Annotated in this window: 10 protein-coding genes and 1 tRNA gene; 5 read left to right on the top strand and 6 right to left on the bottom strand. The window is 60.1% G+C overall.

From position 1 onward, the window contains the following. Positions 1 to 610: 610 nt before the first annotated feature. A tRNA-Gln gene (locus tag IPK79_04430) sits at positions 611 to 682 on the top strand. A 180-nt stretch (positions 683 to 862) separates the two neighbouring features. On the opposite strand, the gene IPK79_04425 is transcribed toward IPK79_04430, so the two are convergent. Beyond that, positions 863 to 1,156, bottom strand: a complete 294-nt coding sequence (locus tag IPK79_04425) for a hypothetical protein (protein ID MBK8189676.1) — start codon at positions 1,154 to 1,156, stop codon at positions 863 to 865. Between the two features lie 195 nt (positions 1,157 to 1,351). Between IPK79_04425 and IPK79_04420 the strand changes: the two genes are divergently transcribed. Then, complete coding sequence (locus IPK79_04420) at positions 1,352 to 2,725, top strand: glutamate-5-semialdehyde dehydrogenase (GenBank protein ID MBK8189675.1); 1,374 nt, start codon at positions 1,352 to 1,354, stop codon at positions 2,723 to 2,725. Positions 2,726 to 2,793: 68 nt separating this feature from the next. Here IPK79_04420 and IPK79_04415 read toward each other — a convergent pair whose 3' ends face one another. After that, on the bottom strand, positions 2,794 to 4,623 hold the full coding sequence (locus IPK79_04415; GenBank protein ID MBK8189674.1) for an alpha amylase C-terminal domain-containing protein: 1,830 nt from the start codon (positions 4,621 to 4,623) through the stop codon (positions 2,794 to 2,796). A 473-nt stretch (positions 4,624 to 5,096) separates the two neighbouring features. Then, positions 5,097 to 5,810, bottom strand: a complete 714-nt coding sequence (locus tag IPK79_04410; GenBank protein MBK8189673.1) for a hypothetical protein — start codon at positions 5,808 to 5,810, stop codon at positions 5,097 to 5,099. A 342-nt stretch (positions 5,811 to 6,152) separates the two neighbouring features. Between IPK79_04410 and IPK79_04405 the strand changes: the two genes are divergently transcribed. Then, positions 6,153 to 6,641, top strand: coding sequence for a hypothetical protein (locus tag IPK79_04405; protein MBK8189672.1), 489 nt, complete (start codon positions 6,153 to 6,155; stop codon positions 6,639 to 6,641). Between the two features lie 161 nt (positions 6,642 to 6,802). On the opposite strand, the gene IPK79_04400 is transcribed toward IPK79_04405, so the two are convergent. Then, positions 6,803 to 9,496 (bottom strand): pyruvate, phosphate dikinase, encoded by a 2,694-nt coding sequence (locus IPK79_04400; GenBank protein ID MBK8189671.1) that lies wholly within the window; start codon positions 9,494 to 9,496, stop codon positions 6,803 to 6,805. Between the two features lie 304 nt (positions 9,497 to 9,800). Then, complete coding sequence (locus tag IPK79_04395; GenBank protein ID MBK8189670.1) at positions 9,801 to 10,304, bottom strand: hypothetical protein; 504 nt, start codon at positions 10,302 to 10,304, stop codon at positions 9,801 to 9,803. Between the two features lie 144 nt (positions 10,305 to 10,448). Between IPK79_04395 and IPK79_04390 the strand changes: the two genes are divergently transcribed. After that, positions 10,449 to 10,628, top strand: a complete 180-nt coding sequence (locus IPK79_04390; protein ID MBK8189669.1) for a hypothetical protein — start codon at positions 10,449 to 10,451, stop codon at positions 10,626 to 10,628. 183 nt (positions 10,629 to 10,811) lie between these two features. Then, complete coding sequence (locus tag IPK79_04385) at positions 10,812 to 14,354, top strand: calcium-binding protein (GenBank protein MBK8189668.1); 3,543 nt, start codon at positions 10,812 to 10,814, stop codon at positions 14,352 to 14,354. A 24-nt stretch (positions 14,355 to 14,378) separates the two neighbouring features. On the opposite strand, the gene IPK79_04380 is transcribed toward IPK79_04385, so the two are convergent. Further along, a complete protein-coding gene (locus IPK79_04380; protein MBK8189667.1) occupies positions 14,379 to 14,783 on the bottom strand; it encodes a hypothetical protein in 405 nt (134 codons plus the stop codon). Positions 14,784 to 14,795 lie beyond the last annotated feature (12 nt).

Here is a 14,795-nt window from a genome sequence, read left to right as displayed (position 1 = left end):
CCGCAAGGCAGGGGGCGCTTGAAGCGTTGCGGCGGGCAGGTGAGCCGAAGGGCCCTGCTGGCTTTTCCCCTGACGGGCGAAGGTGTCCTGAGCGGCTTGCTCGGAGGCTTGCTGAGAGGTTTTCTCGGACGCTTTTTGGGGGCTTAAAAAGCCAGCGCCCAGCGGCCCACGGACCGTCGGGGTCATTTTCTCGCGCACGCGCGTCCAAAACGGCTCGAATACCGGGTCATTGGCCGCGGTACGCGAGGCGCGCGCCATCACCGCAGCAATCCGCGCGACTTCGCCGGCCTGATGGTCGGCGTCCTGCTGATACTGTATCGCCGTAACGGCGGCCAGCGCGGCGCTGGCGACAGCGCTTACAAACGGGCCTACGCCCATTGAAGAAACCTCGGGGATTGAGGGAGATGCCGCCTGCGCACAGAACGCGACTCAGAAGCAACGCGGCGCGCGATGACGCGCCAAGCGCTTCGCTGCTCGATAGACCCTTCCCGTTAGAATGCGCAAGAGCATGATTATAGCCGAACTTGCGCCCGTTGAAAAGCCCGCCGCCTCAAGCGCCTTGCCTCAAATTGACATCGCCGATCGGCCCCGATAGAATGCCATCAACCGTTGGGGAGTCGCCAAGCGGTAAGGCAGCGGGTTTTGGTCCCGCCATTCGAGGGTTCGAATCCTTCCTCCCCAGGTTTTTCTTTTGACCCAGAGGGGTGAGAGGGGGAGCGCGGCGCGTGACAGGCTCCCCAAAAATGAAGCCCCGGAAACAAGCGTTTCCAGGGTCGTTGTCCGCAGGAATGGTCCCCATTCCATCCCTTATCGAGACAAAAAAGCGAGATTTCCCCGATTAAAATGGATCGTCTTTCAGACGTTAGACGCAGGAACTGGCGACCATCGCTTCGAGTTCACACGTCATATTGAATTTAACGCGCAGCGACAATTCGCGCAGCTCGCGCGTATCGGCTTGTACGCTGCTAATCGCCATGGTCGGGGCGATCAGGCGACCCTGATATTCCCCTTCGGCGGAATAAAGCCGCATTTCAAAACTCTTTTCGTTTACGGAAATTAATTGACCGCGATAATAAGCGTTGGCGTTGGCAATCGTGGTGCCCAGCAGAATGTATTGATGCAGCAACGGTAACACGCGTTCAAACATATCTGTCATTTCCAAATCTCCACCTCATTCACTTGACGTTCACTCAGACCCTGTATGTTATTAAAAACATTTTTTTGGCCGGAGTTGACTGATTTCGGGTTAAAAAAAGGTTATGGTTTCTCATACAATAGACGTAACCCTTGGCGTTCCAAGGCCGCCGCCCGGGGGCGCAGCCCGGCCCCAATTTGCTGGAGGATTTGCCCGATGACGTCCGCAGAACAGACGGCCGCCGTGGCCGTAACGCACGACGACGAGATGGCTGCGCGTTTGCAGGGCGCGCGTCAGGCCTCGTGGGCGATGGCCACGCTCAGCCCGCAGCAGAAGAATCAGGCGCTGGAAGCCTTCGCCGCCTTGCTCGAATCGGGCGCCGAGCGCTTGCTGGGCGAGAATCAGCGCGATCTGGACGCGCAGGCCGGGCGCATTAAACCGGCCCTGTATCAGCGCCTGAAGCTGGATCGCGGCAAGCTGGCGCAACTGGCGAGCGGGATTCGCGACGTGGCCGCGCTCGAAGACCCGGTGGGGCGCGTGTCGCTGCGCACGCGGCTCGATGACGGTCTGACGCTGGAGAAAGTGTCGGTCCCGCTGGGCGTGATCGCCATTATCTTTGAATCGCGCCCGGACGTGATCCCGCAGATTCTGTCGCTGGCGCTGAAAAGCGGCAATGCCGTGGTACTCAAGGGCGGCAGTGAAGCGCTGCATTCGAATCGGGCTTTTATGGCGCTGGTCAAAGCGCTTGGAGACGCCTGCCCCTGGCTGCCGCCCGACTGGGCGCAATTGTTCGAGTCGCGCGATGAAATTCGGCGCCTGCTGGCGTTTCCCGAATACGTCGATCTGGTGATTCCACGCGGATCCAATGAGCTGGTGCAGTCGATTATGGCCGCCACGCGCATCCCGGTGCTGGGCCATGCGGACGGGGTGTGTCACGTCTACGTCCATGCGCGAGCCGATCTCGACAAGGCGCTGGAACTGGCGATTGACGCCAAAATCCAGTATCCGGCGGCCTGTAATGCGGCGGAAACCCTGCTGCTGGATGCGGCCATCGCCGACGCCTTTCTGGATCGATTCGCCCCGCGCGCGGCCGCTGTTCCTATCGCCCTAAAGGCCTGTCCGCGAGCGCTTGCGGCTCTGACGGCGCGCGGACTCCAGGCCGAGCCGCTGAGCGACCCGCTTGCATCGCAAACGTCTACGGGCGACGACCCATGGCGGCGCGAATACGGCGAAAACACGCTGGCCATTGCTATCGTGGATTCTCTGGAGGCGGCCATGGCGCACATCAACCGCCACGGCTCGCATCATACGGATGCTATCGTTACGGAGGAGGCGGCGGCAGCCGAGACGTTTACGCGGCGCGTGGATTCGGCTTGCGTCTTTGTCAACGCTTCGACGCGCTTTGCCGACGGGTTTCGTTTCGGTTTTGGCGCGGAAGTGGGCATCAGCACGGCGAAAACCCATGCGCGCGGTCCCGTTGGACTGGACGGGCTGGTGATTTACAAGTATCTGCTGCGGGGAGAAGGTCATTGCGTGGCCCGTTACGTCGGTGAGCAGGCGCGACCGTTTCGCCACGAGCGGCTTTTGTAGAATCCTAACAGGCAAGGCCCGCACTGGAATCGTGCGGGCCTTGCGGCAATCGGGGCGAGACGGGGCGCTTAGGCCGCGTCTTGCGAGAGAATCACCAGGGCGTAGGCGCCGAGGCCCACGTTGGCGTTCCATGCGTGCTCGTCTTTTTCGGCCTCGTAGGCTTCCGTGTCGACGCTCTCGAAATCGTCGATATACGGGTCGTAGACCTTGGAGCTGCTGTTAAAGCGCACCTTCCACAGGCCGGGTTTGGGCATGCCGATGTTGTAGTTTTCGTGCGGGATGTTGGCGAAGTTGGCGACCACGATGACGTTATCGCCCGCGCCGCCGTTGTTCCAGCGGTGGTAGGCAATGACTTTCTGCTCATCGTTGACGTGGAACACGTCGCAGTGATGGCCCATTAATCCTGCCGTCGTCCCGTGGACGTTACGCCGCAGTTTGATTAAGTCGCGGTAGGCGTGAATAATCCCCTTGTATTTTTTGGCGAGGAACCAATCCAGCGGATCGGTGTCTTCAAACCACATGTTCTCCAGCATTTCCTGGCCCTGAAAAATCATTGGAATGCCGGGAGACGTCAGCGCGACGCCCGCGCCGAGAATCGATCGCTTTTTGCTGAAGAAGCTGCGGTTATCGCCTTCTTCATGATCAATCTCATAGGTCACGCGCGCCTTGCCGTTGGCCACGTCGTCGTGCGATTCTGAATAAATGACCCGCTGAAACGCGTTGTCGTTGTATTTCTTTTCGACGATTTGCTTCACCAGATTCATAGACCGGTCGGAATCGTTGGGGGCGATAATCTGCGAGCGAATCACATGGACAAATTCGGTGTCCCATTGCGCATCGAAGCCCGCGCCGCCTTCTCCGACGGATTTAACCACCCACGGCTCGCTGCCGATATCTTCGGCAATGGTAATTTTGCCGGGGAATTTCTCGTTTTTGGATTCGTTAATCCATTGCAGCAGGCTCCAGCCTTCGGTCAGATCGTCGTCGACCGAGACATGATCAACCTTGCGAATATAAACCGTGGCGTCAAAGCGGGCGCCGTCCAGTTTAAATTCATCGAGCCACATCATCACGTTATCGTGAATAAAATTGCGGACTTCTGAGCGGCCGTAATCGAAGCGGGTGTGTCCCCACGGCGTGCTGGCGCGGTGATCCTGATAGAAATACACGCCGCCTTTGTCGTTTTCCGACCAGCCGTCGAATTGCCATAGATCGAGATTATCCGGTCCGGCATGGTTATAAACCAGATCGAGAATGACAGATAATCCGTGTTGATGGCAGGTGTCGACGAATTTTTTGAGTTGCTGGGCGCCGCCATAAATATTTTCGACGGCGAAGAAATCCGACGGGTTATAGCCCCACGAATAATCGCCGGGGAAGGCGCAAATGGGCATAATGGCGATCGCGTTGACGCCGAGTTCTTTGAGGTAATGAATTTTTTTCAGGCAGTCGTCAAACGTCGAGGGTTTTTCCTCCTTGGCGTTGAACGTGCCGACGTGAATCTCATACAGCACCAGCTCATTCCAGGCGGGCATGGCAAAGTCGGGGGCGCGCCAGTCGTAGTCGTCCTCGACGATAATGGATGCGGTGTGCTCGTCGTTGACTTCGCGGCCATACGGGTCACGGCGCTCAACCCAGTCGCCGTTGGGCGTTTGGAGTTGAATGCGGTACTCGTCGCCGGGCTGTCCGCCTTCGACGACAGCCGACCAGACGCCGACATCGTTTTTTTCCAGCGCGACGGCTTTGTCTTTCCAGTTCAGATCGCTAAACGTGCCGGTGACAAATACCTGTTGCGCATGCGGGGCCCACACCCGGAAGATGCAATGCGAACGGCCGTTTTCATGGCGCAAGGACGCGCCTAAACGTTGAGACTGAACGTCTACGGAAGAAGGGGTCATGGTTGTCATGATCAAAAATGCCTCCATAAAACACAAACGCAGCAATGGATGACGCGAGGGTGACGTCTCTTCTCTTCTTACCAGTTTCAATACCCGATGAAGGTCTCATCCGGTTGACGATTGTACTATGCCTTGCGCGCGCTCGCCTAGTGATGCGGCTGGGCGGGCGGCGATGGAAGGGCGTATAAGTCGCGTTTATCGCCGTGGGCGTACGTTTTATTTGTTAAGGGATGTTCCGGCGCGGGGCGTGAACCGTCATCGAAGCCAACGCCAATAGGGGCGCGGCGCGTCCCTTAGCCAGAGAATAGAGCCAAAGACCCGGCGTTACGGCGGATGGCGGGCGTCGTCGCCAAAGCGCCTGGGCTCTGGGCGCGACTCTGACGGATTCGCTTCGCGCTTTAACTGGCTCAGCAGACGGCGATCGCGATCGCTGACGCCGGATAAACGGCGGATGCCCGGATTTTCTGCCGGCGCTAAATCGGGGGAGGGCGTATCAGGCGGCGGGGGGCGGCCGCGCGCGTCAGCGCGCTCAGCAGCGTCGGCGTCGGGCGCGGCTGTAGCGCCCGGGCGATATCGTCGAGGCGCTCGGGGGCAATCGCCGGGTCTTGCCACCAGCCCGTGTAGTTGGGCCTGCCCCAGGCCGGATTGCTCAAGAGAATCCGCTGGCGCTGCAACAGCTCTAGCAGCCGCTGGCGCGGGAAATGCGGGGATTTTCCGCGTTCGGCGCGCGGGTTGGGCGTAGGCTCACCCCATGACGCACAAAGCAGGCCATCGCCAACGTCTTGAAACGCCCGGCGGCGCGGGCGATAGTCCAGCGCAGGCGCATCAAACGCATCCGGCGCGCCGGCAGAAGACTGGAGATGCTGAGACGCCCGCGATCGCCCATCAGCAGGGGCTTGCAGCATTGCGATCAAATGATCAACCAGCGCCAGCGCACTCTCAACCGGGTTCAAGTCAGGCCCGTCGGCTGAATGAGCGCCTGAAACCGTCTCTGGAGGCGTTTTTCGACGCATGACGCGCTCCATCAGCACCGGAAACCAGAACCGGTTAAAATAACTCGCCCACGCGCGGACTTTCTGCTCGGAGTCGGCGTACAGCGCGTCCATCAGGGTGCTGAACAGCCCCAGATTTCCCAGAAGCGCCATAAAAAATGGCGCATAACGATAAGAAGGCGCGTTGGCCCACATGATCGCGATTAGCCTCTTTTACATGTCAAACAAACAAAGCGTAAACCCCATACATATATAAAAATTATATCTTATTTCCCTCCCCATGGCTAGTGCTTTTGGGGCAATTTTAAGATATATTACAATTGTCGTTCTTTCGGCGCTGAGGGCGCGACCACCCCGGGCTTCCATGAGACAGTATGGGTGGACGCGCTGCACAGGTCTGCTTGTACGTCGCCTCGGCGCGCGCCGCGTTTCCCCCGATTTTGGCCCGCCCCTGTGATGATAACAGCCCTTTCCCCTTCTTCGTCTTTGCCGGACGCATTCTACAGGCCCCAGACGCCTGCGCGGGCGCATTTTGGCATGGCGCTGAGCTCGGATCATGCCGCGCGTTTGCAGGACGTCAACGCCCGGACGGCGTGGTCGCTGGCCCCAAAAAAGCGCTTTGACGCGTTTCTCGCCGCGCTGGCCGACCCGGCCGTCTCGTTACCCGATCTGTTCACTGGCGGGGTTGCGGGCGCCGCGCTGCCCGAATCGCTCCCGCAGACGCAAGCGGCCCGTCTGAGTCGGGAGCTGTGCGACCGCGCGCAAGCTCTGTCCATCCCCTCGTTAACGGCGCTGCTGAATGACTTGCAGGCGGCTGAGACGGTGGTGGATCCGCGTCTTTCCGCGCCGCTGCTGGATGTTCTGGAGGCGCGGACGTTGCCCAGGGCGCCGTCGCGGCTGGAATCTTTCTTAGCGAGAATTCAGGCTGTTGCTGGGGCTGCCCGTGAGGCGGCTGCCAATTTTTTCCCGCGCGCGACAGGCCGTCCCGGCCTTCTCGGCGACGAGACCGTGGGTCCTCATCAATAGAATAGCCGCCTCTCTCCAGAGCGATGCCCGGCGGCGTGAGAAGCCCCTGTGAGAGGCCGTGCGCCGCGCGTCGCGACAGACGCGCTCAAAACGCCGACCGGCGGCCTCGTTGAACAAGGCCGCCGGTTCGACATGAAGCGCTGAGTGCGCCCGCGTGCGGGTTACACGCTGGCGAGCATGAAGTCGCTTTTCTTTTGTTTTTCCAGAATCGCGCCCTGGGCAGCGGCCAGACGCGCCACCGGAATGCGGAAGGGCGAGCAGCTGACGTAATCCAGCCCGACGAAGTGGGCGAATTGTACGCTGCGGGCTTCGCCGCCATGTTCGCCGCAGACGCCCAACTTGAGGTTGGGTTTGACCGAGCGGCCTTTTTCCTTGGCGATTTCCACGAGCTGGCCCACGCCCTGGCGATCCAGGACCTCGAAGGGGTTGGTTTCAAACAGGCCCATTTCGAGGTAGCGCTTGAGGAACTTCTCCTCGGCGTCGTCGCGGCTGAAGCCGTAGGTCATTTGCGTCAGGTCGTTGGTGCCGAAGCTGAAGAACTGGGCGTGCTCAGCGATTTTATCCGCCGTCAGCGCCGCGCGCGGAATCTCGATCATCGTCCCGAAGGCGTAATCGATCTGCACGCCCGATTCGTTCATGATCTCTTGCGCCATGGCCTCCAGCTTGGTTTTGGTGAATTTCAGCTCGGAGGCGTCCGAGACCAGCGGGATCATGATTTCGGGTTTGACGTCAACGCCCGCTTTTTTCAGCGCCACGGCGGCTTCAAAAATGGCGCGCACCTGCATCGCGACGATCTCCGGGTAGATGACGCCCAGACGGCAGCCGCGAAAACCCATCATGGGGTTGGCTTCCGAGAGCGTTTCGACGGTTTTCAGGAGATCCTGCTTTTCTTGCAGCTCGCGGCTGTTGGGCGACTGAATCGACAGGCGCGCGGTTTCTTCCACCAGCTCGTCGCGCTTGGGCAAGAACTCGTGCAGGGGCGGGTCGATCAGACGTACCGTCACCGGCTTGCCAGCCATTGACTTGAAAATCGCCTTGAAGTCGTCGCGCTGCATCGGTAACAGCTTGTTCAGCGCCGCTTGCCGGGCTTCGGTCGTCGTGGCGATGATCATTTCCTGGACGACCGGCAGGCGCTCGGCCGCCATGAACATGTGCTCGGTGCGGCACAGGCCGATGCCGCTGGCGCCGAGTTCGACGGCGCGTTCGGCGTCTTCCGGCGTATCGGCGTTGGCGCGCACGCCCAGACGGCGATAGCCGTCCGACCAATCCATCAGCGTGGCGAGATCGGCGTTCATTTCCGGCGGCAGCGTGTGGATGCGGCCTTCGTAAACTTCGCCGGTCGAGCCGTCAATCGACAGCAGGTCGCCCGATTTGAGGGTCTTGCCGTTGGCGATCAGGGCTTCGGCTTTCATATCCACGGTAATCGACTCGCAGCCGACGACGCAGGGCTTGCCCATTCCACGGGCGACCACGGCCGCATGGCTGGTGTTGCCGCCGCGGCTGGTGAGAACGCCGCGTGCGGCGATCATCCCATGGACGTCGTCAGGGCTGGTTTCCACGCGCACCAGCAGCACGTCTTCGCCTTTGCTGGCGCGTTCGACGGCTTCATCGGGGCAGAACACGATGACGCCGGTCGCAGCGCCGGGCGAGGCGTTGATGCCGCGCGCCAGCAGACGGCCCGACTTTTCGGCTTCGGCCTTCTGCGCCTGGTCAAAGCGCGGCAGCAGGAGTTGCGGCAACTGGTTGGCGTCGACGCGCAACATACCGTCCTCTTTGCTGATCAGCCCTTCGCCGACCATCTCAACCGCGGTGCGCACGGCAGAGGCGACGGTGCGTTTGCCGTTGCGGGTTTGCAGCAGGAACAGGCGACCTTTTTCGATGGTGAATTCCATGTCCTGCATGTCTTTATAGTGTTTTTCCAGCTTGTTGGCGATTTCCATAAACTGGCGATACATCTCCGGCATTTCTTTTTCCAGCTCGGAGATTTTGTTGGGCGTGCGAATCCCGGCAACAACGTCTTCGCCTTGGGCGTTGGTGAGGTATTCGCCGTAGATCAGGTTTTCGCCCGTGGCCGGGTTGCGGGTAAAGGCCACGCCGGTGGCCGAATCGCTGCCCATGTTGCCGAAGACCATCGCCTGCACGTTCACCGCGGTTCCCAGCGTGTGATCAATGCCGTGGAAGTTGCGGTACGCAATGGCGCGCGGAATATTCCACGAGTGAAAGACCGACTCAATGGCCATTTGCAGTTGCGTCATGGGATCCTGCGGGAACGGCTTGCCGAGGCGCTTCTCGGTGTGGGCCTGATACTGGGCGGTGAGTTCCTTGAGATCCGCCGCGCTTAAATCGGTGTCGAGTTTCGCGCCGCGCTTGCGCTTCATCTCGTCCATGATCTCTTCGTACTCGTCGCGGTGAATCCCCAGCACGACGCTCGAAAACATGGTCAGAAAGCGGCGATAGCTGTCCCAGGCAAAGCGTTCGTTGCCGGATTGGGCGATAAGGCCCTGAATGGTCTGGTTATTGAGCCCCAGATTGAGAATCGTCTCCATCATGCCGGGCATCGAGAACTTGGCGCCGGAGCGGACCGACATCAGCAGCGGATTCTGGGCGTCGCCAAACGTACGGCCCAGTTTGGCTTCGACCGCAGCGACGGCTTGCTTGACGCTGTCGAGCAGCCCTTCGGGGAAGCGTCCGCCGAGTTCGAGGTATTCGTTACAGGTGGCGGTAGTCAGCGTAAAGCCGGGGGGCACGGGCAGGCCCAGATTGGTCATTTCCGCCAGATTGGCGCCTTTGCCGCCCAGCAGGTCGCGCATGCTGGCGTTGCCTTCATCAAACAGGTACACGCGTTTGGTGGCCATAGTCGATCCTCATCGTTCATCACTTGCTACTATGCAATTTGCTAATACGCACAAACCGTCGCAATCGGGGAGATTTCGCGCGCGCCGGCGTCGGGGGCCGCGCAAAGCCTGTGTGGGCGACAGGCGTCTACTGTAACAAAGACAAGGCGCGTAAGAAACGCTTGATTGCCTATGGCAGCGCCGGAGGCGTTCTTATGGCCAGCGGGCAAGCCGGCTCGTCTCCCCGGCGATCCGCGCGCCTGAGACGCTTTCGGACAGCGTCGCGCTGTAAATATTTGTAAAATCAAGGGGCGGCGTCCAGCCGTCACGGCGCGGCGGCTTGCGCCATGCGCTGAAACAGAGGCGGCGCGCTGAGCGGGGTCGCCCCGAACGACGCTCGGCCCAAGCCGTCTAAAGCCGTCTCTGGAGGGCGGCTGACGGACGGGAGGTTTTGCGCTTGCCCCGCCTGTCCTGACGACCCCGCCGCGCTGACGCCGCGATACGCGACCGCCCGCGCCACGACCTCGGCCAGGATATTGCTGACGATCGCCACGCCCAACGTCGCGCCGTTTTTAGACATCCGCAGCGTGTGTGTCAGCTTTTGCGCGAGCGCTGACGTAAACAGCCCAAACGTCCACGCCAGCGCCACGGAGGTCGCTTCGCGCCGGACAACCCGCGTCCGGTTGGGCGTGACGCCTTGCTGCAACAGCGCAGGATTGCCCGCATCCCAGATGCGAAACGCGCCGCCGACCGAACGCGGGGCCGCAGCGATAAAGGCGGTGGCAATGGTTTGAGCGTTGAGAAGCGATTGAACGTTGAGAAGCGACATGAGGGCGATCCTGTTGGGGCGTCAGCGAAAATGCGGAAGCAAAAAACCCACCGCCACGAGGCGATGGGTTCGGAGATGTCAGACGCTGAAATGCGTCAGTGAATCACAAAGATCCTCTCGCCCTCGCCGCGCGCGCGCAGACACATGGCCATACAGGGCATGGCGAGGGTCAGCGGGCTGGGGGGCGCAGAAAAGATCGTCAAAGACACGGCGGCAAACCTGATGCAAAACGATGTCTGGTCAGTATATGCGATTCAGGCAATGCGTCAAGATCATGCGACTCAGGCAGCGACGGCGTTTGCCGCAAGCGGCGCCATGGCGTAAACATTTGTGAATGCCGCGGCTCCCTCCCCTCACGGCGATTTTTGGGAATTCTCAGAAATCATGCTTCGACACCCTTCAGAAGAAGGGGGCCTCGTCGATAGACAAATTATGTGGACCGATGCCTCTGTTGCGTCGCGGTCCAAACGACTGGTTTAGAGAAGACGAGATATTAGTGAGGACAGAATGGTTGCGATTGTGCAAGGGACGGCATTTGAAGATGAGCTGCAGGGCGGCGATCACGGGAATCTGATTCTCGGCGGCGATAGCGCCGATCTGCTGCTGGGCGGCCTTAGTAACGATACTCTCAATGGCGGCCGCGGCGCGGATCGCATGCAGGGCGGGCTGGGCAACGACGTGTATTACGTCGATGAGGCGGGCGACGTGATCGTCGAAAACGCCGACGCCGGACTCGACACCGTGCGCAGTTCCATCTCCTATACGCTGGGCGCGAATCTGGAGAATTTAATCCTTGAGGGGACAGCCAACCTCAACGGGACCGGCAACGCGCAGAATAATGCGCTCATCGGCAATGCGGGCGCCAATACGTTATCGGGCGGCGCGGGCAACGATGTGCTCAATGGTCTGGCCGGGGCCGATACGCTGATCGGCGGGCTGGGCAACGATGTCTATGTCGTCGACAACGCGGGCGACGTCGTGATTGAAAATGCTGACGAAGGCCGCGATACGGTCAATGCGCTGGTGGATTACACGCTCGGCGCCAACGTCGAAAATCTGACCCTGCTGGGAACGGCTAATCTCAACGGCAGCGGCAACGCGCTGGCCAATTACCTCATTGGCAACGCGGGCGCCAATACCTTATCGGGCGGCGCGGGCAATGACGTGCTCAATGGCATGAAGGGCGCTGATACGCTCATCGGCGGTCTCGGCGACGATTTATACGTGGTCGACGACGCGGGCGACGTGGTCAGCGAGAATGTCGGCGAAGGCCGCGACACCATTAACGCGCTGGTGGATTATACGCTCTCGGACAACGTCGAGAATCTCACCCTGATTGGCACGCTGAACCTGTCGGGGACCGGCAACGACCTGAACAATTCGCTGGTCGGCAACGTCGGCGCCAACACGCTGTCTGGCGGCGCGGGCAACGATGTGCTCAATGGTCTGGCCGGGGCCGATACGCTGATTGGCGGCCTTGGCGACGATTTATACGTCGTGGATAACGCCGCCGACGTGGTGATTGAATCTGCGGGCGAAGGCCGCGATACGATCAACGCGCTGGTGAGCTACACGCTTTCCGATAACGTCGAAGTCCTGACCCTGCTGGGAAGCGCTAATCTCAACGGCACGGGCAATGCGCTGTCCAATTACCTCATTGGCAACGCGGGCGTCAATACGCTGTCCGGCGGCGCGGGCAACGATGTGCTCAATGGTCTGGCCGGCGCCGATACGCTGATCGGCGGCGTGGGCGACGATACCTATGTCGTGGATAACGCGGGCGACGTGGTCACTGAGAACGTCGGCGAAGGGCGCGACACGGTTCAGGCCCTGATAAACTATACGCTGGGCGCCAATCTGGAAAACCTGACCCTGCTGGGCGCGGACAATCTGGACGGGACCGGTAACGCGCTGAATAACTCGCTGCTGGGCAATGCGGGCGATAATGTTCTCAATGGCGGCGCGGGCAACGATATTCTCTCCGGCGCTGCCGGTAACGATACGCTTAACGGCGGCCTGGGACTCGATAAACTCTATGGCGGTCTGGGTAACGATACGTATGTCGTGGATAACGCCGGCGATCTCGTGGTGGAAAAGCTCGATGAGGGCGTTGATACCGTTCAGGTTAATTTCACGTATACGTTGGGGGCCAACGTCGAAAACCTCACGCTGCTGGGCGTAGACGCCCTGAATGGCAATGGCAACGAGCTGGACAATTATCTCATTGGCAATGCGGGCGCCAATACCCTCACCGGCTTTGCGGGCAACGATACGCTGGATGGCGGCGAAGGCGCCGATATCCTGATCGGCGGCGCGGGCGATGACATCTATGGCGTCGATGACCTCAATGATGTCGTTCAGGAAGATGTCGGCGGCGGCAACGACACTATTTACGCCACCGTCAACTACACGTTGGCGGCCAACGTCGAAAATCTGATTCTGGGAGTGATTCCAAACGGCGGCGCCATGGCGCTGGGAGTCCCCTCCGGGCTGGTCGGCGTGGGCAACGATCTGAACAACGCGATCGTAGCCGGCTCTGGCAATGATACGCTCGATGGCGGTCTGGGCGCCGATACGCTCAGCGGCGGCGCGGGCAATGACGTCTATATCGTCGATAACGCGGGCGACGTGGTAAACGAAGCTGCCAATGCGGGCATTGATACGGTGCAATCCAGCATCTCGTATACGCTGGGCGCCAACGTCGAGAATCTGACGCTGCTGGGATCAAGTAATCTCAATGGAACCGGCAACGCGCTGAATAACGTGATTATCGGTAACGCAGGCGTCAATACGCTGGATGGCGGCGCGGGCAATGATACGCTCGATGGCGGCGCGGGGGCCGACAGATTGACCGGCGGGCTGGGAGACGACGTCTACGTCGTGGACAACGCGGGCGACATCGTCACCGAAAGCGCGAATCAGGGCGCCGATACGGTGCGCGCGTCAATCAGTTATACGCTAGGCGCCAATGTCGAAAATCTGACACTGCTCGGGTCAAGTAATCTCAATGGAACCGGTAATACCGTCGATAACGTTTTAATCGGCAATGCCGGGGCCAATACCCTTAACGGCGGTTCGGGCAATGATACGCTCGATGGCGGCGCGGGCGCCGATACGCTCATCGGCGGCTCAGGTAACGACACCTATGTGGTGGATAATGCCGGCGATGTTGTGACCGAAAGCGCCAGTCAGGGCACGGATACGGTGCAATCCAGCCTTTCCTATACGCTGGGCGCCAACGTTGAAAACCTGACGCTGCTGGGATCCGCCAATCTCAACGGAACTGGTAATACCCTCAATAACGTCTTAACCGGCAATGCCGGAGCCAATACCCTCAGCGGCGGTTCTGGCAATGATACGCTCGATGGCGGTCTGGGCGCCGATACGCTTGTCGGCGGCTCGGGCAACGATACGTATGTGGTGGATAACGCCGGGGATGTTGTGAGCGAAACCGCGGGTCAGGGAACCGATACCGTGCGCGCCTCAATCTCCTATACGCTGGGCGCCAACGTGGAAAATTTAACCCTGCTGGGCGTCAACGCATTGAACGCCACCGGGAACACGGCCAGTAACGTCATCACCGGCAATGCCGGCAACAATACGCTGGACGGCGGCGCCGGCTCTGATACGCTGACCGGCGGCGCGGGTCAGGATATCCTCATCGGCGGGGCGGGCGCGGATACCTATCAGTTGAATGCCGGCGATGGGGTCGACGTCATCCGTGACAGCTATACCTCGACTAAAGAAGTTGACAAGGCTGTCTTTGGGGCCACCGTCGATAAAAACAGCATCGCCTTCTGGCTCAAAGACAACACCTTACAGATTGCCTACGGGGCGGGTTCCGATCGCGTGACGGTGGAAAACCAACCCACTCAAGGACTGGAGCGCGTCCAGACCAGCGCGGGCAGCTTCCTCACGGCCAGCGATATCAACGCGCTGGCGCAATCCATGAGCAGTTACGCCGCCAGTCAGGGCATTGTCATCACCGACGTGAGCGACGTCAAGGCCAACGCCGCCTTGATGCAACTGGTCAACGCCGCCTGGCATTGACGCAGGCGCTCGCCCCGTGCGCGTCTACCCGGTTTTGCCGCCTGCTGCGCGCTTAGTGTCTATGTGAGCGACTGGCGCAGAGGCCGGAACTTGGGAAAAATCCGGGAATTGAACCCCGTTTTCTTTCAAGAACGCTTTCAATTGATCCGTATACTGTTTTTCCCGCCTTTGAGCGTCCCGGATTTGTTTAGGCGTTGCATTTTGGGGCGGATCGATGCGAACGCCCATTTCAAAGACGTCGGCTTTTGATCGGTATTGGTTGGATTGTCTGTCGCAAAGGCCTTTTTGCGTGATGTCGGCGTCCTTTTCCCAGCCCCAATGGGTTTGCATCGTTAAAAGCGTGCGAGGATTGAGTGCGTTTGAAGCCTCATCGGTATGGGGGTGAAAAACTGCAAAACTACCGCCAAAGCGCGGCGCGCCGACGTTCATCGGGGATTCCTC

Source organism: Vampirovibrionales bacterium (assembly GCA_016712355.1).
Classification (GTDB): domain Bacteria; phylum Cyanobacteriota; class Vampirovibrionia; order Vampirovibrionales; family Vampirovibrionaceae; genus JADJRF01.
Note: the sequence above shows the minus strand (reverse complement) of the source record. Positions and strands in the feature narration are given on the sequence as shown.